The sequence below is a fragment of the Rhizobium sp. WW22 genome (assembly GCF_047041135.1).
Lineage (GTDB): Bacteria > Pseudomonadota > Alphaproteobacteria > Rhizobiales > Rhizobiaceae > Rhizobium.
Map to the genome: position 1 here is coordinate 1,523,811 of NZ_CP178198.1, position 23,581 is coordinate 1,547,391.

A 23,581-nucleotide genomic window follows, 5' to 3' on the forward strand; every position below is an offset into this window, starting at 1 on the left:
GGCTTCCTCTTATGCCCGATTCGATGACATCGGTGTGGCAAAAGCGCTGAATTTACGTTGGATCGCTGGAAGACCCCTGTGTCATCAACCCAGCGAAATCGAACAGTTTAGGGTCGAGCAGGTGTGACGGGTTCACATGCGCCAGTGCACGCAGCATCGTATCCTTGCGGCCAGGCATGCGGCGTTCGATATCGGCGAGCATGTCCTTCATGGCATTGCGTTGCAGCCCATCCTGCGAGCCGCAAAGATCGCAGGGAATGATCGGAAACTGCATGGCGACAGCAAATTTGGCAAGATCGTCCTCGGCGGCATAGGCTAGCGGACGCAGAAGCATCAAATCGCCTTCGTCATTGAGCAGCTTCGCCGGCATCGAGGCCAGCCGTCCGCCATGGAAGAAGTTCATAAAGAAGGTCTCGAGAATATCCTCGCGATGATGGCCCAGCACCAGCGCATCGCAGCCCTCCTCGCGGGCGATGCGATAAAGATTACCGCGGCGCAGGCGCGAACAGAGCGAGCAATAGGTCGCTCCCTCCGGCACCTTCTCCTTCACGATCGAATAAGTGTCGCGATACTCGATGCGATGCGTAACGCCGATCTTCGTGAGGTATTCGGGCAGAATATGCTTCGGGAAATTCGGCTGGCCCTGATCGAGATTGCAGGCGAGGATTTCCACCGGCAGCAGGCCACGCCATTTCAGGTCAAGCAAGAGCGCCAGCAGACCGTAGGAATCCTTGCCTCCGGAAAGGCCAACCAGCCAGCGCTTCTGGCCCTTTAGCATCTGGAAGTCTTCCATAGCCTGGCGCACCTGCCGCAACAGGCGTTTACGAAGCTTGTTGAAGGAAACGGAGCGCGGCGCATCGGAAAACATCGGATGCGCGGCAGAGCCGCCATCTTCAGCCTCGATATCGATGTCGTCTTTCACCGTGGTCGCGATATTCATTCCGTCATTCCTTGGATCTCGCCACGCTGATAACAGAAAGCGGGACGAGAAGACATGGGTATCAATCACCGAACACCGACCAGCCGGTGTGCGCTGCCAGCATTTCCAATGCCACGGCACCCAGCTGGGAATTGCCAACCTTGTTCAGCCCCGGCGACCAGACGGCGATCGAGCCAATGCCCGGCGCTACGGCCAGGATGCCGCCGCCGACGCCGCTCTTGCCCGGCAGGCCGACGTGATAGGCGAAATCCCCTGAGCCATCATAATGCCCGCAGGTCAGCATCAGCGCGTTGATGCGCCGCGCCCGCTTCGGCGAGACGACGGAGTGCCCGGTGATCGGATTGCTGCCGCGCGCAGCGAGATAGAGCCCCGCCTTGGCAAGCTGCCGGCAGCTCATGGAAAGCGCACATTGATGGAAATAGACACCGAGCACATGCTCGACCGGATGGTGGATATTGCCATACGCGCGCATGAAATTGGCGAGCGCGAAATTGCGGAAGCCCGTCTGCGTCTCCGAACGCGCCACCTTGTCATCGATGCTGATCGTGTCGTCGTCGGCCACATAACGGACGAAGCGCAGCAGCTCGCCGATCGCCTCGCGCGGCTCGTGTCCAGCGAGTACGACATCGCTGACGGCGATGGCACCTGCATTGACGAAGGGATTGCGGGGAATACCCTCTTCCCGCTCCAGCTGGACGATGGAGTTGAAAGCCGTGCCGGATGGTTCGCGCCCTACACGATTCCACAAGCTCTCGCCGACCTTGCCGAGCGCCAAGGTCAGCATGAAGACCTTGGAGATACTCTGGATGGAGAAAGGAACGCCGGCATCACCGATGCTGTAGACTTTGCCGTCGACAGTTGCGATTGCCATTCCGAACTGCTTCGGATCGACCTTTGCCAGCTCCGGAATGTAATCGGCAACCTTGCCCTCGCCGATGCGCGGCGAAAGCTCGTTATGAATGCCGTCGAGAATAGCCTGCAAATCCGTCATGAGGCGCTCCAAAGACAAAAAAGCCGCTCGAACCGAGCGGCTTTTCATTCATCAAGAAAGTTATCCGCTTATTAACGCGAATAGAATTCGACGACCAGATGCGGTTCCATGACGACGGCGTACGGTACGTCGCCGAGAGCCGGAACGCGAGCGAAGGTCGCAACCATCTTGTTGTGATCGACTTCGATGTAGTCCGGAACGTCGCGCTCAGCGAGAGCAACCGATTCCAGAACGGTTACGAGCTGCTTGGACTTTTCACGAACTTCGATAACGTCGCCAGCCTTGCAGCGGTACGAACCGATGTTGACGCGAACGCCGTTAACCGTGACGTGGCCGTGGTTGACGAACTGACGGGCTGCGAAAACGGTCGGAACGAACTTGGCGCGGTAGACGATCGCGTCGAGGCGCGACTCGAGCAGGCCGATCAGGTTTTCCGAGGTGTCGCCCTTGCGACGGTCAGCTTCAGCGAAGATCGCGCGGAACTGCTTCTCGCGCAGGTCGCCGTAGTAGCCCTTCAGCTTCTGCTTGGCGCGCAGCTGCACGCCGAAGTCGGAAAGCTTGCCCTTGCGGCGCTGGCCGTGCTGGCCCGGGCCGTATTCGCGACGGTTAACCGGGGACTTCGGACGGCCCCAGATGTTCTCGCCCATACGGCGGTCAATTTTGTACTTGGACGATTCGCGCTTGCTCATCGCATTTCCTTTCAAGTGTTATGGCGGCCCGTTGCCGAACCGCGAAGGAAACACGCCCTCCTCTGAACTCCGTTTCGAGCTCTGACAGGCTTCTCACGTTAGCGAACGGACGAAGCCACGGGACATGTCAAATGAAACACCGGACATTTCTGCCCGGCGTTGGCGCGGTCTGTAAGGGGTTGTCATGGAATTGTCAACAGCGCCAGACGCTCTTCAGCGAGAATACGGCAGCTATTCGGCCGCCGCCTGCTCGCCACCATCCAGATCGGGCGCATTGGCATCGCCGGGCGCGGTCTGTGAGCCCATATCCGGGAAAGCGACGATCCGCTTGCCGGAGAAATCCGTATGGACGACGACGCTGCCCTGCTCTTCGAAATAGCTCAGCAGTCGCCGCGCGCGTCTGGCCGAATGTGTGCCGTAGGCACGGGCGATGCGAGCGTCGGACGGGCACGGTTCACCGCTGATGGCGGCTTTGGCCAACATCAAAAAGACGCCCTGCAGGTCATCGGTGACGCTGGTAGACAGCGAAAGCGCCGTTGCCCATTGATCCGTTGCCATAACCTCTTCGTCGGCGCCGGAGCGCGCAATCGCCACACGGCGACGGAATTCCGAGAGGCTCATGGGCGCACCGGGAACCCGGCGCATGCGCAAACGAACGAGAAACTCCTGATAAAGCACCGAATCAGTACGGAATCCCGAGGCTGGATCGTCGAGGATTTCTGACAGTACGGCGCTCACCTTCGCCTCGCGGTCCTCGCTCGATATTTCCGGTTGGCTGACTTTCGGCTCGGAAGGTGCCGGGCCTGCAGCCGGCACGGAGCGGGAAAGCTCTGCTAGAATATCGGTCGTCGGACGCGGAGCCGGCGTCGTGCGGCGGACAACGGGGCGTGTGAACTCTTCCGGATCCGGCGTGAAGATCAGATCCTCCACATCCTGCGGCGCATCCGGCAGCGGCATCAGCTTGGGGCTGGAGGAGCGCGCCGAGGTCTCCACTGCGCCGATGGCGATCGGCAATGGGCGACGCGAAAGTGCCGGCCCGAGGGCTACGAAATTGCCGCGCTTCAGGTCGCGGAACATTTCCGCCTGCCGGCGGTCCATGCCGAGAAGGTCGGCAGCACGCGCCATGTCGATATCGAGGAAGGTGCGGCCCATCAGGAAATTGGAAGCTTCCGCCGCAACGTTCTTGGCAAGCTTTGCGAGGCGCTGCGTCGCGATGACGCCGGCAAGGCCGCGCTTTCGACCGCGGCACATCAGATTGGTCATGGCGCCGAGCGACATCTTGCGCGCATCTTCCGAAACGTCGCCGCCGACCGAGGGCGCAAACATCTGTGCCTCGTCGACCACGACAAGCACCGGATACCAGAATTCGCGGTCGGCATCGAACATGCCGTTCAGGAAGGCGGCGGCAGCGCGCATCTGCTGCTCGATATCAAGCCCTTCGAGCGTCAGCACGCAGGAAACGCGATGCTGGCGGATGCGGTTGGCGATGCCGGCAAGCTCGGCTTCCGTGCGCTCGCCATCAACGACCACATGACCGAACTTGTCGGCCAGCGTAACGAAATCGCCTTCGGGATCGATGATAACCTGCTGCACCCATTGCGCCGACTGTTCGAGCAGCCGCCGTAGGAGGTGCGATTTTCCGGAACCGGAATTACCCTGCACCAAGAGACGCGTTGCCAGCAGCTCCTCGATATCGAGCTGGGCGCTGGTCCCGCCGGACGCCGTTCCCATGTCGATGCCGACCTGCAATGCACTTCCCCTACGAGCAAGAATCAAATGTGGATGCGTCCCATCTTTCTGAAAGGACGCGCCCTCGTCTAGCAAAGATTTCCAAGCTTCGCTCCCGTGTATTGAAAAAACCCACAGGCGATTATGAGACCTATCTGAAGCGCAGATTGGCGCGCGACAGCTCATTGACCGACGTGCAGCCCATCAGCTTCATGTCGCGCTCGACTTCCGTGCGCAGATGCCTGAGCGCCCGCTCCACACCAGCCTGACCGGCAGCCGCCAGCGGATAGAGATAGAAGCGCCCGAGGCCAACGGCCTTGGCGCCGAGCGACAGAGCCTTCAGCACATGCGTGCCGCGCTGGATGCCGCCGTCCATCATCACATCGATGCGATGGCCGACGGCGTCGACGATCTCCGCCAGCTGGTCGAATGCCGATCGCGAGCCGTCCAGCTGCCGGCCTCCATGGTTCGAGAGCACGATGCCGGTGCATCCAATATCGACGGCGCGCTTGGCGTCCTCGACCGACATGATGCCCTTCAGGCAGAACTGTCCGTTCCAGTGCTTCACCATCTCTGCGACGTCATTCCAGTTCATCGACGGATCAAGCATCTCAGTGAAATACTTGCCGATCGACATCGCACCGCCGCTCATGTCCACATGCTCGTCGAGCTGCGGCAGGCGGAATTTCTCATGGGTGAGATAGTTCAGTGCCCAAGCGGGCTTGATGGCGAACTGGGTAATGCCGGCGAGATTGAGCTTGAACGGAATGGAAAAACCAGTGCGAAGATCGCGCTCACGATTGCCGCCGGTAATGCTGTCCACCGTCAGCATCATCACATTGACACCGGCTTCCTTTGCCCGCTCCATCATCGCACGGTTCAAGCCACGGTCTTTGTGGAAATAGAACTGGTAGACCTGCGGCCCGGAATGCTTCTTGCGAATTTCCTCAAGGCTGACAGTACCGAGCGAAGAAACACCGAACATCGTGCCGAGCGAGGAGGCCGCAGCAGCCACCGCGTTCTCGCCATGATGATGGAAGAGACGCTGCAACGCCGTCGGCGAGCAATAGAAGGGCGTCGCAAGCTTTTGTCCCATGACGGTGACAGACATGTCGATCTCGCTGACCCCACGCAGGACGTTGGGCACGAGATCGCAGCTTTCAAAGCTGGTTGTGTTTCGCCGGAGCGTCACCTCGTCGTCAGCTGCGCCGTCGATATAGTTGAAGATCGGGCCGGGAAGACGCTTTTTCGCAAGAAGACGAAAATCATGGAAATTGTGGCACTCACGCAGACGCATGGCTGACCTCGGCATTCTCAAAAGACATCAATGACATACCCCCCAATATCCCGCCGCTCAGTCAAATCCTGCATTACAGCCGGTGCAAGCGCGCTTCCCATTTGTAAAGCACATCCGGCTCCTTCTCCTCATTGCCTGCTCCGTCAGACTCGTCAACCACGAAGAAGCCGTGCTTTTCGTAAAAGCGGCGCGCCGGCTCGTTTCTCTGGAATGTCCAGAGCGACAACGCCGGGTAGGTCGACTTGGCGACATCGAGCAGGCGGCTGCCGAGGCCGCGCCCCTGCGCCTCGGGCAGGACGTAGAGCTGGTCGATCCAATCCTCGAGGAAGGCAATGACGCCGACCAGGCGACCGCCCTCTTCCGCGCCCCAGACCTGGCAGTCTTTGAAGACCACAGCGCTCCAGAAACCGACATCCTCTTCCGGCGTATGAAGCCCGGCAAGCGTCGGCAGCCGCTCGTTGAAGGAAGCGCGGTGAACGGCGGCAGCCGCCGGCATATCCGCGAGATCGAGTTTACGCAACGAAACCTTGTCTTTCATCATCAAGCCCTGAGCCCAAAACCCTGCATCAGCCGGCGGGTGGGAAAATCCGGTGCACCGGAGGTAAACACCGCAAAATCAAAATCATCGGGATGGACGGCATCGGCCACCTGCGGCACGAGACTGCGGGCGCGCCTTGCGATGGCTTCAGCCGGATCGAGCCAGTCGACCGGCCAGGGCGCAAGCCTGCGGAAAATATTGGCCATGAAAGGATAGTGCGTGCAGGCGAGCACGACGATATCGGTCTTGCGGCCGTCCATCTCGACGAAGCACTGCTCGATCTCGGTCATGACTGCCTCATCGCTGACGACATCGCCGCGAATATAGGCTTCCGCCAGGCGTGCCAGGTCCTGCGATCCGACGAGCCGCACATGGCACTGCGTGGCAAAAGACTGGATCAGGTCGCGCGTATAGGCGCGCTTGACGGTGCCCGGTGTCGCGAGCACCGAGACAAGGCCGGAGCGGGTCCGCTCGGCGGCCGGCTTGATCGCCGGTACCGTGCCCACGAACGTCATTTGCGGAAAGGCGGCACGAAGAGCGGCGCCGGCCAGCGTGAACGCCGTATTGCAGGCGATGATGCAGACTTCCGGATCATATTGCGCAAGCAGCTTTGCGAAGAGATCGACGATGCGCTCCTTCAGCGCCGCTTCTTCCCAACTGCCATAGGGAAAACCGGCATCATCGGCGATATAGATGAAACCGCGCTCGGGCATCAGCACGCGCGCCTCCCGCAGCACGGTCAAACCGCCGATCCCTGAATCGAAGACGAGGACCGGTTTCAGCTCATTCGCCGCTGCTGTCATCGCTTGGGGCTTCCTTCGGTGCTTTCGAGGATCTGGGATGTGAGCCGCTGCCGCGCGGGGATTTCCGCGAGAAACGGTCCAGAGACGAGATCACCCCGCGCAAGACGCTGATTTCCTGTTCGGTGAACGCCCGGCGCGAGAGGACCGCCCGAAGATTGTCGACCATTTTCGGCTTTTTCCCGGCGGGATGGAAATAATTGCGCGCATCCAGCGCCTCTTCGAGCTGATCGAACAGGCCGAAAAGCTGCTCCTTGGTCGAAGGCCGCTGCTCGATCGCCTGGAACGGCACATCGCCCAGATCCTCCATGCCCGATTTCATCCACTCATAGGACATCAACAGCACGGCCTGGGCTATGTTCAGCGAGGCGAAAGCAGGATTGACGGGAAAGGTGACGATCTCGTCGGCAAGCGCCACTTCCTCGTTCGTCAGGCCCCAGCGCTCGCGCCCGAAGAGAATGCCGGTGCCCTCGCCCGCCTTGAACTTCGCACGAAGAGTTTCGGCCGCGATAACAGGCGAGCGTACCGGCTTGTAGCCATCCCGCTCTCGCGCGGTCGTCGCATAGACGAAATTGAGATCTGATATCGCCTGCTCCAAGGTCTCGTAGACCTTCGTCGCCTCGATGATGTGATCCGCCTTCGAGGCCGTCGCCTGCGCCCTCTCGTTCGGCCAGCCATCTCGAGGGTTGACGAGACGCAACTCGGCAAGGCCAAAATTCGCCATGGCGCGTGCCACCATGCCGATATTCTCGCCCATTTGCGGCTCGACCAGAATGATGGCCGGTCCTTCGGCCAAAAGTTGACGCTCGCTGTTCGTGCCTGCCATGATGCCTAAATCTCCGCGCGCGAACTCAATCGCGCAAATCACGGTCGCAATAACGAGACACCAGCCGCTCGGCAAGGTTTTTGAGTGTCAGCGCCGCGACGAGCCCTCCCGATTATTGCGGATTGGCCGACTTCTGCTGATCGGAAGGCGGTTGTTGCTGCTGTTTGACGAGATCAACCATCACGCTCTTGAGCGAGCTCGGATTGCCGTTGTCGTCGTTGGTGACGATATCATCCACCACGGGCCGTCCGCCCTCCTCGATGACCTCGAAGCGAACCGTCGTCACCTTCTGATAATCGGCGTCGGAGCCCATGCAGGTTAATTTCTTGAAGGTCGCCAGCACTTCCGTCACATTGTTTTTTGGTGGCTGGGCTGCAATCTTAACATCCTCCAGCGGACACGCGTCCTGCGCATTGACGATGACATCGTAGTCGAAAGGCGAGATACCATCCTCGTCGGCGGCAGGAAACTGCGCCGCCGCCTCGTATTTCGCTCCAAAGTCCTTGCTGTAGATATCCTTGAGCTTGTCCTCGCCGAAAATATCCTGCCAGTCGCTGTCGCCGCCTGCCCAGTTCGAGACGGTCGCATCCATGATGGCCTTGACCGGCGTCGTCGCATCGGCAGCAAGCGCCGTATGCGCACCAAATGAAAACTGGAAAAGCGTAAAGGCAATCGCGGAGGCGGCAAATTTCTGCATGATATGATTCCGTTGCAACAGGCAAAACATGCGCGACATTAGACCCATCGACCGCTTTGGCAATGGCCGGATCGCAAAATGCGCGGGATGTCACGAATGATCAAAAACGCGACGCGGAAGGCTCTATCGGCTTTGCGTTCCGCGCTTGCGGTGCTATAGCCCTCGGGACTTCACATTACCCACAGGACCATCCGGTCCCACTAGCTTAAACGAGGCAGAAGTATGAAGAAGATCAAGGTCGCAAATCCCGTTGCCGATCTCGATGGCGATGAAATGACTCGCATCATCTGGCAGTTTATCAAAGATAAACTGATCTACCCCTACCTCGACATCGATATCGACTACTACGACCTCTCAGTCGAAAACCGCGACGCGACCAACGACCAGGTCACGATCGACGCCGCCAACGCCATCAAGAAGCATGGTGTCGGCATCAAGTGCGCGACGATCACGCCGGATGAAGATCGCGTCAAGGAATTCAACCTGAAGCAGATGTGGAAGAGCCCGAACGGCACCATCCGCAACATCCTCGGCGGCGTCATCTTCCGCGAGCCGATCATCTGCAAGAACGTTCCGCGCCTCGTTCCCGGCTGGACCAAGCCGATCGTCGTCGGCCGCCATGCCTTCGGAGACCAGTATCGCGCGACCGACTTCAAATTCCCCGGCAAGGGCAAGTTGACCATCAAGTTCGTCGGCGAAGATGGCGAAGTCATCGAAAAGGAAGTCTTCAACGCTCCGGGCGCCGGCGTTGCCATGGCCATGTACAATCTCGACGAGTCGATCCGCGAATTCGCCCGCGCCTCGATGATGTACGGCCTGATGCGCAAATGGCCGGTCTACCTCTCCACAAAGAACACCATCCTCAAGGCCTATGACGGCCGCTTCAAGGACATCTTCGAAGAAGTCTACCAGAACGAGTTCAAGGCTCAGTTCGACGAAGCCGGCATCACCTACGAGCACCGCCTGATCGACGACATGGTCGCCTCGGCCCTCAAATGGTCCGGCGGCTACGTCTGGGCCTGCAAGAACTATGACGGCGACGTCCAGTCCGATACCGTTGCCCAGGGCTTCGGCTCGCTCGGCCTGATGACCTCGGTTCTCCTGACGCCGGACGGCAAGACGGTCGAAGCCGAAGCCGCACACGGCACGGTGACCCGCCACTACCGTCAGCACCAGAAGGGTCAGGAAACCTCGACGAACTCGATCGCTTCGATCTTCGCCTGGACCCGTGGTCTCGCTCACCGCGCCAAGCTCGACGACAATGCCGAACTCGCCAAGTTCGCGTCCACGCTCGAAAAGGTCTGCGTCGATACCGTCGAAGCCGGCTACATGACCAAGGACCTGGCGCTGCTGATCGGCCCCGACCAGCCGTGGCTCTCGACCACCGCCTTCCTCGACAAGATCGACGAAAACCTCAAGAAGGCCATGGCTGCTTAAGCCCTGCCGCCATCTGGATATGGAAAACCCGGCCTTGGTGCCGGGTTTTCTTTTGCCTGGAATCTTGCCGCCGGGGCGAACCAATGGCAAAAATGCGCGCAACAAAGGGGAGAGGCAGATGGCAGAAGAACTCGTATTCTATACCAACCCGATGTCGCGCGGACACATCGCCCGCTGGATGCTTGAGGAGACCGGCCAGCCCTACCGCACCGAATATCTCGATTACGGCACGACGATGAAATCGCCGGAGTATCTTGCGGTCAACCCCATGGGCAAGGTGCCGGCCATCAAGCATGGCGATACCGTCGTCACCGAAGGTGCCGCCATCTGCGCCTATCTGGCCGAAACCTTCCCGCAGGCTGGCCTCGCCCCGACGGCGGCCGAGCGCGGCCGCTATTTTCGCTGGATGTTTTTTGCTGCCGGCCCGTTGGAAGCTGCAGTTACCATCCGCGCGCTTGGCTTCGAAATTCCACCGGAACGTCAGCGCATGGCCGGATGCGGCAGCATCCAAGGCGTGCTCGATACGATCGAATATGCAATCTCAAGCTCGCCATTCATCGCCGGCGACCGCTTCACGGCCGCCGACGTCTATGTTGGTTCGCATATCGGCTGGGGTCTCAATTTCGGCACGATCGAAAAGCGGCCGGCCTTCGTCGACTATTGGAGCCGGGTCAGCGACCGCGACGCTTACCGCCGCGGCAACGAGATCGATAATGCCGCCATGCCGAAGCCGGCTAATGCCCGATAATACAAGGCATTAAGAGGAAATCTTCGATCGCGCTCGTATGCCGCTATTGCAGCGGCATATAGATATCGGTCAACAGCTCCGTCGGCGGCACGTCGCGCGGATTGTTGATATATTCCTCGAACATGACGGTATCGCGCAGTTGCCGCCCGGAAGCCGGCAGCCATTGCGCATAAAGCCAGTGATAGGCCTTATGCATGTTTGCATAGGGACCCTTGTGGCGCAGCACGGCATAGTCGCCTCCATCGAGCGAACGCCGCTCCAGCGGAGCATTGGCAACGACGGCCTCGCCAGCGGTGACGCAGGCATAGGAGCGTAGTTTGTCCGCTTCCACCACATCCGGATCATCGAGATAGATACCGATCATGCGCATGTCCGGCCCGGCAAGGCCGCGGGCGAAGATAGTACCGAAAAGTGTTTCGAAAGCTTGGCCGATCTGCATATAGGAGCCGCGATGGGCGACACCGATCAGTGACATCGGGGAAATGGTGCGAAGCGTAACGTCGAACATGACCGTGATCCTTCCTTGGGTGCTGGGTTCGAAAATCGTATGGCTTCCCTCATTCCGATATCGCGCCGGCGGCATGCCGTAGACGGATCTGAAGATGCGGTTGAACGACTGGAGGTTGGGATAGCCCGACCGCTTTGCAATATCGCTGACGGATAGACGGGTGTTGACGAGATCGCCGGCGGCACGATGCAGCCGAAGCCGCTTGACGGTCGCAGCCGCCGTCTCGCCATAGATCGCCCGATAGATCCTGTGCCAGTGATAGCTGGACATGCAGGCGATCTCGGCGAGCTTTTCCATATCGAGCTCATTATCCAGATGCTCATGGATATGGGCCGAAACCCGCCGCAACCGGGTCTCGTAAAGCGTCCACGCCGTTCCACCACTCATGTCAAACCCCTTGCAAATCGATCGGCCCGACAAGAGCATAACCCGATTTGACAAATCCTGCGGAGTTGTCCGGACAAAAGAAAATGGCGGACACCGAAGCATCCGCCATTCTTGATTACCAATTGGAAATCAGCGCCTTAGCCAGCAAGTGCCGCGGCAATCGCCTCGATAGCTTCATCGGCCTTCGCGCCATCCGGGCCGCCCGCCTGGGCCATGTCGGGACGGCCGCCGCCGCCCTTGCCACCGAGCGCGATCGACGCGATGCGCACGAGATCGACGGCACTAAAGCGGCTCGTCAGGTCTTCCGTAACGGCGACAACAGCGCTTGCCTTGCCATCGTCCGAGACGCCAATCAGTGCGACCACCCCGGAGCCGAGGCCTGCCTTGGCTTCATCCGCCAGCCCCTTGAGATCCTTGGGATCAACGCCGGAAACGGGCTTGCCGAGGAACTTGACGCCATTGACCTCCCGGACCGCATCGGCCGAGCCACCCTGGCCGGCGCCCATGGCAAGCTTGCGCTTGGCATCGGCCAGTTCGCGCTCGAGCTTGCGGCGCTCGTCCATCAGGGATTCGACACGCGAAACCACTTCGGCCGGCTGGACTTTCAGCGTCGAGGCGAGGCTCTTCACGCGATCATCCTGCTCGGCGAGATAATCACGCGCGGATTCACCTGTGACGGCTTCAATACGGCGCACGCCGGCACCAACAGCGCTATCGCCGAGGATACGCACGAGACCGATCTGGCCGGTAGCGGAGACATGCGTACCGCCGCAAAGCTCGACCGAGTAAGGCTTACCGGACTTTGCACCGCGCACGCCCTGCCCCATCGACACGACGCGGACTTCATCGCCATACTTCTCACCGAACAGCGCCATCGCACCTTCCGCGATGGCATCGTCGACGCTCATCAGACGGGTCGTAACGGGCGAATTCTGAAGGATGATCTCGTTGGCCATCTCTTCGACGACCTTCAGCTCCTCAGCCGACATCGGCTTCGGATGCGAAACGTCGAAACGCAGGCGCTCCGGCGCGACCAGCGAGCCCTTTTGCGCGACATGAGTGCCGAGCACCTCGCGAAGTGCTTCGTGTAGCAGATGGGTCGCGGAGTGGTTGGCGCGCAGGCGCGAGCGCCTGTTGTGATCGACGGTCAGCACAACGGCGTCGCCGACCTTGATCTTGCCTTCCGAAACTTCGGAGCTGTGAACGAAGAGGCCTTCGCCCTTCTTCTGCGTATCGCTGACGGCGAGCTTGCCATGGTCGCTGGAGATCACGCCGGTATCGCCCATCTGGCCACCGGATTCGCCGTAGAACGGCGTCTGGTTGACCACGATTTGCACCTTGTCACCGACGGAAGCGCTATCGACGGCGACGCCGTCCTTGACGATCGCCTGGATCACGCCTTCGGCAGATTCCGTGTCATAGCCCAAGAATTCAGTCGCACCGTTCTTCTCCTTGAGCTCAAACCAGATGGTCTCGGTCACCTTGTCGCCGGAGCCGGTCCAATGCGAGCGCGCCTCGGCCTTCTGGCGCTCCATGGCATCGGTAAAGCTTGAGATGTCGACACCGATGCCGCGGGCGCGCAGCGCGTCCTGCGTCAGGTCGAGCGGGAAGCCATAAGTGTCGTAGAGCTTGAAGGCGGTCTCGCCGTCCAGGCTGTCGCCCTTGTGCAGGTCCGAAGTGGCATCGTTGAGCAGCGAAAGGCCGCGTTCCAGCGTTTTGCGGAAACGGGTTTCTTCGAGCTTCAGCGTCTCGGAGGTCAGCGCTTCGGCGCGCACCAACTCCGGATAGGCACGGCCCATCTGCTGGATCAGCGCCGGCAGCAGCTTCCACATCAACGGTTCCTTGGCGCCGAGCAGCTGCGCGTGACGCATGGCGCGGCGCATGATGCGGCGAAGCACGTAACCACGGCCCTCATTCGACGGCAACACGCCATCGGCGATCAGGAAGGCGGAGGAGCGCAGGTGATCGGCGATCACACGGTGGCTGGCGCGATGCTCGCCTTCCGCCTTTACACCGGTCGCCTCTTCCGAGGCTTCGATCAGCGCGCGGAACAGGTCGATATCGTAGTTGTCATGCTTGCCCTGCAGCACGGCGGCAACGCGCTCGAGTCCCATGCCGGTGTCGATCGACGGACGCGGCAGGTCGACGCGCTGCTCCTTGGTGATCTGCTCGAACTGCATGAAGACGAGATTCCAGATCTCGATGAAGCGGTCGCCGTCTTCTTCCGGAGAGCCGGGAGGGCCACCCCAGATGTGATCGCCGTGATCGTAGAAAATCTCTGAACAGGGACCGCAAGGACCGGTATCGCCCATCGCCCAGAAATTGTCGCTGGTGGCGATGCGGATAATCCGATCGTCGGAAAGGCCGGCAATCTTCTTCCACAGGTTAAAGGCGTCGTCGTCGGTATGATAGACCGTGACCAGCAGGCGCTTGGCATCGAGGCCGAATTCCTTGGTGATCAGGTTCCAGGCAAGCTCGATGGCGCGCTCCTTGAAATAGTCGCCAAAGGAGAAATTGCCGAGCATCTCGAAGAAGGTGTGATGACGGGCGGTATAGCCGACATTGTCGAGGTCGTTATGCTTGCCGCCGGCGCGCACGCATTTCTGCGCGGTAGACGCCGTCGTATAGGGACGCTGCTCCAGGCCGGTGAACACGTTCTTGAACTGCACCATGCCGGCATTGGTGAACATCAATGTCGGATCGTTGCGCGGCACCAGCGGGCTCGACGGCACGATCTCGTGGCCGTTTTTCTTAAAATAGTCGAGGAAGGTCGACCGGATTTCATTCACACCGCTCATATGGGGCCCTTCAGTCCTGCGCTCAGCAACTTGCATCAAAGTCAGTGGCTTTTATCGTCCGCTCCCGGCGCTGTCCAGCCGCACGAACAAAACCGGCCGCACATCCCTTGGACAATACGGCCGGTTTCGACTTTTGGGTCTCGATCTTAGGTCGGGAATTGCTTCCCCAAGCCTTTATTCGCCAGAGGTATCGCCATCCTCGGCATCGGGGCCGCCATTCTGCAGGAAGCGATCGGCGATCAGGCCGGCATTCTGGCGCAGCGACAATTCGATTTCGCGCGAGAGATCCGGATTGTCGCGCAGGAAGATTTTCGCGTTCTCGCGGCCCTGGCCGAGACGCTGGCTGTTATAGGAAAACCAGGCGCCGGACTTTTCGACGATGCCGGCCTTGACGCCGAGATCGACCAGTTCGCCGGTCTTGGAAACGCCTTCGCCATACATGATGTCGAATTCGACCTGCTTGAAGGGAGGCGCCATCTTGTTCTTGACGACCTTGACGCGCGTCTGGTTGCCGATCACCTCTTCGCGCTCCTTGACAGCGCCAATGCGGCGGATATCGAGGCGAACCGAGGCGTAGAACTTCAGCGCGTTACCGCCCGTCGTCGTTTCCGGCGAACCGAACATGACGCCGATCTTCATGCGGATCTGGTTGATGAAGATCACCATGGTGTTGGACTTCGAGATGGAAGCCGTGAGCTTGCGCAGCGCCTGGCTCATCAGGCGGGCCTGCAGGCCCGGCAGGCTGTCGCCCATTTCGCCTTCGATTTCGGCGCGCGGAGTCAATGCCGCAACGGAGTCGACGACGAGGACGTCGATCGCACCGGAGCGCACCAGTGTATCGGTGATTTCAAGCGCCTGTTCACCGGTATCCGGCTGCGAGATCAACAGGTTCTGCAGGTCGACGCCGAGCTTGCGGGCATAGACCGGATCCAGCGCATGTTCTGCGTCCACGAAGGCGCAGATGCCCCCCTTTTTCTGTGCCTCTGCAATGGTCTGCAGGGCCAAAGTCGTCTTACCCGAGCTTTCCGGCCCGTAGATTTCGATGATGCGCCCCTTCGGCAAGCCGCCAATGCCGAGAGCGATATCGAGGCTCAGAGAGCCGGTGGAAACCGTTTCGATTTCGACCACGTTCTCGTTGGAGCCGAGCTTCATGATCGAGCCCTTGCCGAACGACCGCTCAATTTGAGAGAGTGCCGCTTCAAGTGCCTTGCTTTTATCCACCGATTTGTCCTCTACAAGCCGCAAAGAATTCTGAGACATTCGATCCACCTTTAGGTTATTGAAGCCGCTCTAGCAATGTCGTCGCCGATGAGAATTCTGTACTCCATTTGTTCTCTTATCGCAAGAGCACAACAAGCAATTGAAAGAAAAAGATAAAATGATTTCCGTTCTACTTTTGTTTTCTTCTTTCTTCCCAGATACTTACGGTTATGAGGCGGCCAATTCACGCATGTCGCCGCCCCGCTCGATTCGTCTTTTGACTGCTGAGGATAACCCTATGGCGAAAAAGATTCTCGTTCTCGGCGGCGCCCATATAGACCGGCGTGGCCGCATCTTCGGCGAGACGGCCCCCGGCGCCAGCAACCCCGGCGCATGGTTCGAGGAGCCCGGCGGCGGCGGCTTCAATGCGGCGCGAAATCTCGCCCGCCTCGGCTTCGACGTAAAGCTGATCTCGCCCCGCGGCGGCGACCCCTCCGGCGAAATGGTGGCCGAGGCTGCAAGCCACGCCGGCATCGACGACAAGCCCTTCGTCTTCCTCGATCGCAAGACGCCGAGCTATACCGCGATCCTTGAGAATGACGGCAATCTGGTCATCGCGCTTGCAGATATGGAGCTCTACAAGCTCTTCATTCCGCGACGCCTGGCGATTCGCGCCGTTCGCGATGCCTTCGATGAAACCGACCTCATTCTCTGCGACGCCAATCTGCCGGCCGAAACCTTAGGCGCAATCGCGGCAAGAGCCGCTATATGCGGCAAGCCGGTCGCCGCTATCGCCATCTCGCCGGCAAAAGTGGTGCGGCTAAAGCCGAGCCTTGCCGGCATTGACCACCTGTTCCTCAACGAAGCCGAAGCCGCCGCATTGACTGGAATCCGCCCGGAAGACCCACGCGAATGGGTGAGCGCTTTGCGCGCGCTCGATCTGCGCAACGGCGTGATCACGCGTGGCAAGCGCCCCCTGATCGCATTCTCGCGTGATATCGTGGTCAGCTTGCAGCCGCCTATCGTCGAAGATGTCGCCGATGTCACCGGTGCGGGAGACTCGCTTGCCTCCGGCGTTCTTTCGGCGCTGATGGCCGGCCACGATCTCGCAGAAGCCGTCCGTCATGGCGCGGCGGCAGCGGCAATCACCGTCCAGTCCCCCTATGCGACGGCAGAAAATCTCTCTCCCGAGCTGCTAAAGACAGTGCTGGCCCTTGTTCCCGAGGCCGATATTCTGTCATGAAGCCTGTTCAAAACGCGTATATTGTTTCAGTGAATTGGAAACGACAATGACCCAGCCTATCTCGCCCCTGCTTCCGATCTCCTATTCGAAGGAAGTCGCTGCCGCCAAGCTGCGCGGTGCGCCGATCGTTGCGTTGGAATCAACGATCATCACCCACGGCATGCCCTACCCCGGCAATATCGAGATGGCCCGCAGCGTCGAAGCGATCATCCGGCAGGAAGGCGCGGTACCCGCGACCATCGCTGTCATCCATGGCACGTTGCATATCGGCCTGGAGCCGCAAGAGCTGGAAGCATTGGCCAAGACGGAAGGTGCGATGAAGGTTTCGCGCGCCGACATTGCCTTTGCGATCGCCGAACGCCGCACGGGCGCGACCACCGTTGCCGCCACGATGATCGCGGCCGCCCGCGCCGGCATCAAGGTTTTCGCCACCGGCGGCATCGGGGGCGTCCATCGCGGCGCCGAAGAAAGTTTCGATATTTCGGCCGATCTTGAAGAGCTGTCCCGCACCGGCGTCATCGTTGTCTGCGCCGGCGCCAAGGCGATCCTCGATATTCCGAAGACGCTCGAAGTGCTCGAAACCCGCGGCGTTCCGGTCGTCACCTACGACAGCACCGAGTTTCCGGCCTTCTGGTCGCGCTCCTCCGGCCTGACGAGCCCGCTGACGCTGAACAGCCCGGCTGCGATCGCCAACTTCCAGACGACCCGCGAGCAGCTCGGCATCGATGGCGGCATGCTGATCGCCAATCCGGTTCCGGAAGCCGACGAGATCCCGCGCGAGGAGATGGAAATCTATATCGAGCGGGCCCTCGACAGCGCCGAGCGCGACGAGATCACCGGCAAGGCGGTTACGCCCTATCTGCTGAGCACGATCTTCGACATCACCGAAGGCCGCAGCCTCAAGACCAACATCGCGCTTGTCGAAAACAATGCGCGTTTGGCCGCGGAAATCGCCGTAGCTCTGGCGGACTAATCAAGACCCTCGTCACAGGAACGGCCGGGGGTGCGAGCGCCCGGCCGTTGTCATTCTTTCAAGTGAGAGAGAACAGACCCAGCGCTGACCTTAATTCGGCAAGCGTCGCCTCTGTCCGTTGCCTCGCCTTTCGCGTCCCCTCTCGCAAGACTTCCATCACATAGTCCGGTTCAGCGGCATAAAGCGCACGACGCTCTCGGATCGGCGCGAGCAGCGCCTGCAAGCCATCCTCGAGATGTCTCTTCAAGGTGACGTCGCCAAGTCCGCCGCGGCGATAATGCTCTTTCATCTCTTCGACGAATTGCCGATCCTCGCAAAAGGCATCGAAATAGGTGAAGACGATGTTTCCCTCGACCTTGCCGGGATCGCTGACACGCAGGTGATCCGGATCGGTATACATGCGCCGCACCGCATCCCTGATCTCATCGGACGATGCCGAAAGCGGGATCGCATTGCCCTGCGATTTGCTCATCTTCGCCTTGCCGTCGACGCCGGGCAGACGCCCGATAGCCGGCACCATCGCTGTAGCCTCCACCAGAACGTCTCGCTCGATCTGCCGGTTGAGACGGCGAACGATCTCATTGGTCTGCTCGATCAACGGCGCCTGATCCTCGCCGACGGGAACGACGGTCGCCTTAAAGGCGGTGATATCGGCGGCCTGCGCGACCGGGTAGCAGAGAAAGCCGGCCGGCACATCGCGTTCGAAACCGCGCAGCTGGATCTCTGTCTTGATCGTCGGATTGCGCTCCAGGCGACTGACCGTAACGAAATTCAGATAGAGTAGTGTCAATTCCGCCAACGCGGGTAAAGCGGATTGAACACAGATCGTTGTCAGCGCCGGATCGATGCCGACCGCAAGATAGTCCGTGGCGACTTCAAGGACGTTGCGCTGCACTTTCTGGGGATCATGCGCATTGTCCGTCAGTGCCTGCGTATCCGCCAAGAGCAGGAATTGCTCATGGCTGTGCTGAAGTGCAACGCGGCTTTTCAGCGACCCGGCATAATGGCCGAGATGGAGTGGACCCGTGGTCCGGTCGCCCGTCAGGATGACGGGACGATTATCGGTAAGGGAAAACATTTCATTGCTCCGCAAAAGGAGCCGCCGCAATCGGGAAGGGAAAAACGGAAATGGACCATGCCTGCCGGATTACGGCGGCAGGGTCGATTTCAAGACATGACGACTGCCGCTCCTAGAAGGAGCGCCACCACATTTGGAAAACGGGCTTGGCGAGGTCGATCATGGGCGGTTGATTACATCGTTGCGCCTCAATCGGCAACATGGAGAGGCGCGAAACGCCTCCTTCTTAATTCTTGTCCAGGGTCTCGCGTACGACGACGGCAAGCTGTTTCAGCGAGAATGGCTTCGGCAGGAAGCCGAATTGGGCGTCCGCTGGCAGGTTGCGGGCAAAGGCATCCTCGGCATAACCCGAAACGAAGATGAACTTCAGATCCGGATATTTCTTGCGCAATTCGCGCAGCAGCGTCGGCCCGTCCATCTCGGGCATGACGACGTCGGAGACGACGACATCGACCTGTCCGTCGAGCTCCTCCATGATGTCGAGCGCCTCAACGCCGGAGCCGGCCTCGTGGACGGTATAACCCCGCGTCTCAAGCATGCGCTTGCCACCGCGGCGTACCGCCTCTTCGTCCTCGACAAGCAGCACGACAGCGGACTTGCCTGTAAGATCGGCCGGTTCTTCCGAAGAAGGGGCGACACCCGCACCCTGGTCCATGGCCGTAACATCGCGGCTTTCCGACACTTTCGCTTCGGTTACCGAGGGCATTTCCACGATGTGCCGCGGCAGGAAAATGCGGAAGGTCGTTCCCTTGCCAACTTCCGATTCCGGCTGGATGTAGCCGCCGGATTGCTTGATGATGCCGTAAACCATGGCAAGGCCGAGGCCGGTGCCCTTGCCCACTTCCTTGGTCGTGAAGAAGGGCTCGAAAATCTTGTCCATGATCTCAGGCGCGATACCGGTTCCGGTATCGCTGACCTCGACGAGCACCATGTCCTCATGCGGAAGGTAGGGATAGTTGAAGGCGCTGACATCGGCCGCGCGCAGATTGCGGGTGCGCAGCGTCAGCGTACCGCCGCCCGGCATGGCATCGCGGGCATTGACGCAGAGGTTGATCAGCACCTGCTCGAACTGTGAGAGATCGGTTTTCACAGGCCAGAGGTCGCGCCCGTAATCGACGTCGAGTTTGACATGCGTACCCGATAGCAGCCGGTCCACCAGCATGCGCAGATCGCCGATCACATCCGTCAGGTTCAGGATCGTCGGCCGCATGGTCTGCTTGCGCGAGAAGGCGAGCAACTGCCGCACCAGCACGGCTGCACGATTGGCATTGCGCTTGATTTCCATCAGATCCGCAAAGCTGGCATCGGAAGGCCGCGCCTGCAGCAGGAGATGGTCGGACGAAAGCAGGATCGCCGTCAGAACGTTGTTGAAGTCATGCGCGATGCCGCCTGCGAGCGTGCCGACGGCATTGAGCTTCTGCGTCTGCGCCATCTGGGTCTCGAGCGCCTTCTGCTCGGTCACCTCGACCGCATAGACGATGGCAGCCTCTTCCGGCGCCTCGTCTGTCTGGTCGATGACGGCGTTGACATAGAAGCGGAAATGCCGCGTTTCGTCTTTCGGATTGCGGGAATCGATCGGCGGAATGTCGCCCTGCCGGTCCTTGGCGGCCGCCAGCGCCTGCTGCAGCTGCGGCCGGTCACTGTCGTTGACGACACTCTCCAGGGCGGCACCGCGCTCGATATCGTCGCGCGAGACCAGATCCGAGAAAAGCTTCAGGAAAGGCGCGTTCGTCCGCAGAATGCGGCCGTTGCCGTCAACGGACGCGATTGCCATAGGCGTATTGTTGAAGAAGCGGCTGAAGCGCATCGCGGCGGCGGAGGCAGATTGCTCGGTATCCGCACCGTTCCGGCGGGTCAGGACGATGGTGCGGCTCTCGCCGGGAGCGCCGTCGCGCATCGACGTGACGCTGTGGACGATCTGCACTGGCAGGCTCTGGCCATTGGACCGGCGCAGATCGAGATCGAGCGTCACCGTCTTCTTGAGACCCGGTTCCGCCTGCACCGATTGGATCAGCGCCAGCCCCTCGCCGGCCACAAGATCGCCTATGGTCATCGAGCCCGGCACGAATTTCGTCAGATCGAAGCCCAGCCATTCGGCGAGCGTCGCATTGAGATAGAAGATCTCGCCCTTGCGCCCCGCGGAAAAGAAGCCGGCCGGCGCATGGTCGAGATAGTCGATCGCGTTCTGCAGTTCCTTGAAGAAACGTTCCTGGTCGTCACGCTCGGAGGTGATGTCGGTAATCTGCCAGATATGCAGTGCCTTGTTGGCGCCTTGTTCGGCCGGCAGCACGCGCGCCTTCAGCCGGTACCAATGCGCCCCATTGCCGCTTCCATCCACGGGCCCGAGCGGCTTCAGCAGGCGGAACTCCTCCGATCCTTCCTTGCCATCGCGCAGGCCATTGGCGAGACGATAGAGAGCCTCGTTGGATTCGCGATTTCGCGACAGCAGCATCTCCAGCGACTGCACTTCCGTCGCCTTCGTCGCCCCGGTCAGCCGGCCATAGGCGGCATTCGCATAGACGATACGCCCCTTCTCGTCTGTGATCAGCGTTCCGTCCGGATGACTGTTGAGGAAGGACCGGGCCAGACTGTCGGACTGAGGCTGCGGCATGACCTCGACAAAGCCGATAATCGAGGAAACCAGGAAGAAGATGCCGACCATGGCGAGAATGCCGAGGCCACCGAGAACCGCTTCGTTGTCGAGCTGGTTCTTGAAGACAACGAAAGCCGCAGCCGCAGCCACGAGAACGAGCGCAAGCAGGATGATGCGCAGCACGGTTCCCGAACGAACCCCGCGATCCACCAGCGGCACGCTATACTCGTCGGACGGACGCTGCTTCGTCATGAACCCCTCGTATCGGCCGTTCTCCTCGCGACATGTCATACACGTTTAGGGGTCGCCGGAGTCGGACCTTTCGAATCTTCTTTATCAAGTTGCGTCATCGGCAAAAAGCTTTGCCGGGCCAGAAAGGCTTGAATTCACAGGCAATAGAAGACAACAGCCTGCAATCGCATCTTGTCTCCGGCGCAATCCTGTTCATATGATCGCCGTATAGAAGGGTCACGGTCAAAGCATTACCCGCGGCAGTTGCGCCTACTGCATAATTCCTTAAACAGGATTCAATTTAAGGATAAAATTATGCAGTGGATTTAAAGTACTACAACGACCTTTGCACGTCACATGTGACGCGCGGCGCTGTAAACCGCAACATCGGGGACAATTACGGAGTATCTCGACATGTTGGACGATATCGCCGGAGCCTATGGCAGCCGTTTCTTTCTCGCAGCCGGTGGAGTTGGCATTGCCCTGCTCGTGCTCATCGGCATTCTGTGGATCATGCGCAACCGAGCGCCTTCTCCCTTCGTGCGCGGCGGCAAGAACCGTCAGCCTCGCCTGCAGGTGTTGGATGCCGCCGCCGTCGATGCTCGCCGCCGTCTCGTGCTCGTGCGACGCGATGGGATCGAGCATTTGATCATGATCGGCGGCCCGACGGACATTGTCATCGAATCGGGCATTTCCGCTGCCACACGCGCTGGAACCTCCGCAACGCCGGTCGATATCCCCATGGCATTTGAAGAGAGGCAGTCGCAGCAGCAGAAGGCGGCTGCGGTGGAAGCTCCTCCCGCAACGCTTCCGCAGCGCCAGCAAACCGCTGAGGATAAGATCGAAGCCTATCTGCGCAACGAGCCGCGCCTTGAGCCTACGGCGCAACCAACTCCAGTACCGCAGGTGGCCGAACACCCGCAACCCGCTGCCGTCAAGCCGCAGCAACCGGCGCCCCAGCCTGTGCCGACTATCAGCGAGACGGAAGCCGCCGACATACTGGACGCTGCCCGACATGTCGTCCTGCCTCAGCAACAACCGGCTCCCGCACTCCCGGCAACAGCCGAGCCTACCCCCGCACCAACGCCATCGGTCGAACCCGGCAATGATTTCCAGCGTATTCTGGAAGCGGAAATGTCGAAGAACCTGACCGCCGAACGGATCATTCCGAACGCGCCGGCACCGCGACAGGTGCAGCAGCAACCGAATGCTGAACCATCCACGATCCCAAGCCCGGCAAAACGCGTCGAACCGGAGCTCGCTCCGCTGACCGGAGCGGACAGCGCTCTTCAGAAGGAAGTCGCTCGCATCTTTGGGGAAATGAGCGTCAGCCGCGACAAATAAGGTGCGGCCTCTCAGAAACGCCGGAATTGAAAAAGGCACGACAGAGATTTCCATCGTGCCTTTGTTTTATTTAAGCCGGTCGAAACCGATGCTGTCATTACTCGTCGCGGTAAACCTTTTCGCGGCGCTCGTGACGCTCCTGCGCCTCGATCGACAAGGTTGCGATCGGGCGAGCGTCAAGACGCTTCAGGCCGATCGGCTCGCCGGTTTCTTCACAATAGCCGTACGTACCATCCTCAATGCGCTGCAATGCGGCATCTATCTTGGAAATGAGTTTACGTTGGCGGTCGCGAGCCCGAAGCTCGATAGCTCTGTCAGTTTCGGAAGAGGCACGATCGGCCAGGTCTGGATGATTTGCGCTTTCTTCCGCCAGATGATCCAGGGTTTCGCGCGCTTCTCTAAGGATGTCGTTTTTCCATGCCACCAGCTTCGCTCGAAAATAAGCTCGCTGATTCAGATTCATGAACTCCTCGTCTTCCGAGGGCACATAATTGCTAAGATCGATCTTCTCACTCAACGCGATTCTCCTGAAGAA

General features: G+C 60.0%; 20 protein-coding genes. 5 read left to right on the top strand and 15 right to left on the bottom strand.

Annotated elements, in window-relative coordinates:
- Positions 1–52: 52 nt before the first annotated feature.
- The 9 genes from ttcA to ACK83U_RS07710 form a co-directional block, all read right to left on the bottom strand.
- Positions 53–940: a tRNA 2-thiocytidine(32) synthetase TtcA gene (gene ttcA, locus ACK83U_RS07670; RefSeq protein WP_112606394.1), complete on the bottom strand. Its 888-nt coding sequence runs from the start codon at positions 938–940 to the stop codon at positions 53–55.
- 61 nt (positions 941–1,001) lie between these two features.
- Complete coding sequence (locus ACK83U_RS07675; RefSeq protein ID WP_112606392.1) at positions 1,002–1,931, bottom strand: glutaminase; 930 nt, start codon at positions 1,929–1,931, stop codon at positions 1,002–1,004.
- Positions 1,932–2,002: 71 nt separating this feature from the next.
- The gene (gene rpsD, locus ACK83U_RS07680) at positions 2,003–2,620 is read right to left on the bottom strand and encodes a 30S ribosomal protein S4 (protein ID WP_015340058.1); all 618 of its coding nucleotides are present in this window, start codon (positions 2,618–2,620) and stop codon (positions 2,003–2,005) included.
- 231 nt (positions 2,621–2,851) lie between these two features.
- Positions 2,852–4,369 carry an ATP-binding protein gene (locus tag ACK83U_RS07685; RefSeq protein ID WP_112606390.1) on the bottom strand — a complete coding sequence of 506 codons (1,518 nt, stop codon included), beginning with the start codon at positions 4,367–4,369 and terminating at the stop codon, positions 2,852–2,854.
- A gap of 130 nt (positions 4,370–4,499) precedes the next feature.
- Complete coding sequence (locus ACK83U_RS07690; protein ID WP_112606388.1) at positions 4,500–5,645, bottom strand: alpha-hydroxy acid oxidase; 1,146 nt, start codon at positions 5,643–5,645, stop codon at positions 4,500–4,502.
- Positions 5,646–5,718: 73 nt separating this feature from the next.
- A complete protein-coding gene (locus ACK83U_RS07695) occupies positions 5,719–6,183 on the bottom strand; it encodes a GNAT family N-acetyltransferase (protein ID WP_112606492.1) in 465 nt (154 codons plus the stop codon).
- Between the two features lie 2 nt (positions 6,184–6,185).
- Positions 6,186–6,986, bottom strand: coding sequence for a glutamate racemase (gene murI, locus ACK83U_RS07700; protein WP_112413729.1), 801 nt, complete (start codon positions 6,984–6,986; stop codon positions 6,186–6,188).
- Entirely contained in the window at positions 6,967–7,809 is an 843-nt protein-coding gene (locus ACK83U_RS07705; protein WP_112334732.1) for an RNA methyltransferase, read from the bottom strand. Before ACK83U_RS07705 ends, murI begins: the two co-directional genes overlap by 20 nt.
- Before the next feature lie 112 nt (positions 7,810–7,921).
- The gene (locus ACK83U_RS07710) at positions 7,922–8,506 is read right to left on the bottom strand and encodes a hypothetical protein (RefSeq protein ID WP_183709961.1); all 585 of its coding nucleotides are present in this window, start codon (positions 8,504–8,506) and stop codon (positions 7,922–7,924) included.
- Positions 8,507–8,728: 222 nt separating this feature from the next.
- Here ACK83U_RS07710 and ACK83U_RS07715 point away from each other — a divergent pair, with 222 nt between their 5' ends.
- Together ACK83U_RS07715 and ACK83U_RS07720 are read left to right on the top strand one after the other, a co-directional pair.
- Entirely contained in the window at positions 8,729–9,943 is a 1,215-nt protein-coding gene (locus ACK83U_RS07715; protein ID WP_015340066.1) for an NADP-dependent isocitrate dehydrogenase, read from the top strand.
- A gap of 118 nt (positions 9,944–10,061) precedes the next feature.
- Positions 10,062–10,691, top strand: a complete 630-nt coding sequence (locus tag ACK83U_RS07720) for a glutathione S-transferase family protein (protein ID WP_112606386.1) — start codon at positions 10,062–10,064, stop codon at positions 10,689–10,691.
- 43 nt (positions 10,692–10,734) lie between these two features.
- Here the strand turns inward: ACK83U_RS07720 and ACK83U_RS07725 are convergent, their stop codons facing one another.
- The 3 genes from ACK83U_RS07725 to recA all read right to left on the bottom strand — a co-directional run bounded on the left by ACK83U_RS07725 (position 10,735) and on the right by recA (position 15,644).
- Positions 10,735–11,586: an AraC family transcriptional regulator gene (locus tag ACK83U_RS07725; RefSeq protein ID WP_112606384.1), complete on the bottom strand. Its 852-nt coding sequence runs from the start codon at positions 11,584–11,586 to the stop codon at positions 10,735–10,737.
- A 137-nt stretch (positions 11,587–11,723) separates the two neighbouring features.
- Positions 11,724–14,384 carry an alanine--tRNA ligase gene (gene alaS, locus ACK83U_RS07730; RefSeq protein ID WP_112606382.1) on the bottom strand — a complete coding sequence of 887 codons (2,661 nt, stop codon included), beginning with the start codon at positions 14,382–14,384 and terminating at the stop codon, positions 11,724–11,726.
- A 174-nt stretch (positions 14,385–14,558) separates the two neighbouring features.
- Positions 14,559–15,644: a recombinase RecA gene (recA, locus tag ACK83U_RS07735; RefSeq protein ID WP_112334727.1), complete on the bottom strand. Its 1,086-nt coding sequence runs from the start codon at positions 15,642–15,644 to the stop codon at positions 14,559–14,561.
- Positions 15,645–15,882: 238 nt separating this feature from the next.
- On the opposite strand from recA, the gene ACK83U_RS07740 reads away from it, so the two are divergent.
- Positions 15,883–16,827, top strand: coding sequence for a carbohydrate kinase family protein (locus tag ACK83U_RS07740; protein WP_112606380.1), 945 nt, complete (start codon positions 15,883–15,885; stop codon positions 16,825–16,827).
- A 46-nt stretch (positions 16,828–16,873) separates the two neighbouring features.
- Positions 16,874–17,800 carry a pseudouridine-5'-phosphate glycosidase gene (locus ACK83U_RS07745; RefSeq protein ID WP_112334725.1) on the top strand — a complete coding sequence of 309 codons (927 nt, stop codon included), beginning with the start codon at positions 16,874–16,876 and terminating at the stop codon, positions 17,798–17,800.
- Positions 17,801–17,858: 58 nt separating this feature from the next.
- Here ACK83U_RS07745 and trpS read toward each other — a convergent pair whose 3' ends face one another.
- Positions 17,859–18,878 carry a tryptophan--tRNA ligase gene (gene trpS, locus ACK83U_RS07750; protein WP_112606378.1) on the bottom strand — a complete coding sequence of 340 codons (1,020 nt, stop codon included), beginning with the start codon at positions 18,876–18,878 and terminating at the stop codon, positions 17,859–17,861.
- Between the two features lie 226 nt (positions 18,879–19,104).
- Entirely contained in the window at positions 19,105–21,723 is a 2,619-nt protein-coding gene (cckA, locus tag ACK83U_RS07755; protein ID WP_112606376.1) for a cell cycle histidine kinase CckA, read from the bottom strand.
- A 393-nt stretch (positions 21,724–22,116) separates the two neighbouring features.
- Between cckA and ACK83U_RS07760 the strand changes: the two genes are divergently transcribed.
- The gene (locus ACK83U_RS07760) at positions 22,117–23,046 is read left to right on the top strand and encodes a flagellar biosynthetic protein FliO (RefSeq protein ID WP_112606374.1); all 930 of its coding nucleotides are present in this window, start codon (positions 22,117–22,119) and stop codon (positions 23,044–23,046) included.
- A 97-nt stretch (positions 23,047–23,143) separates the two neighbouring features.
- Here ACK83U_RS07760 and dksA read toward each other — a convergent pair whose 3' ends face one another.
- A complete protein-coding gene (dksA, locus tag ACK83U_RS07765; RefSeq protein WP_015340076.1) occupies positions 23,144–23,563 on the bottom strand; it encodes an RNA polymerase-binding protein DksA in 420 nt (139 codons plus the stop codon).
- Between the last annotated feature and the right edge of the window lie 18 nt (positions 23,564–23,581).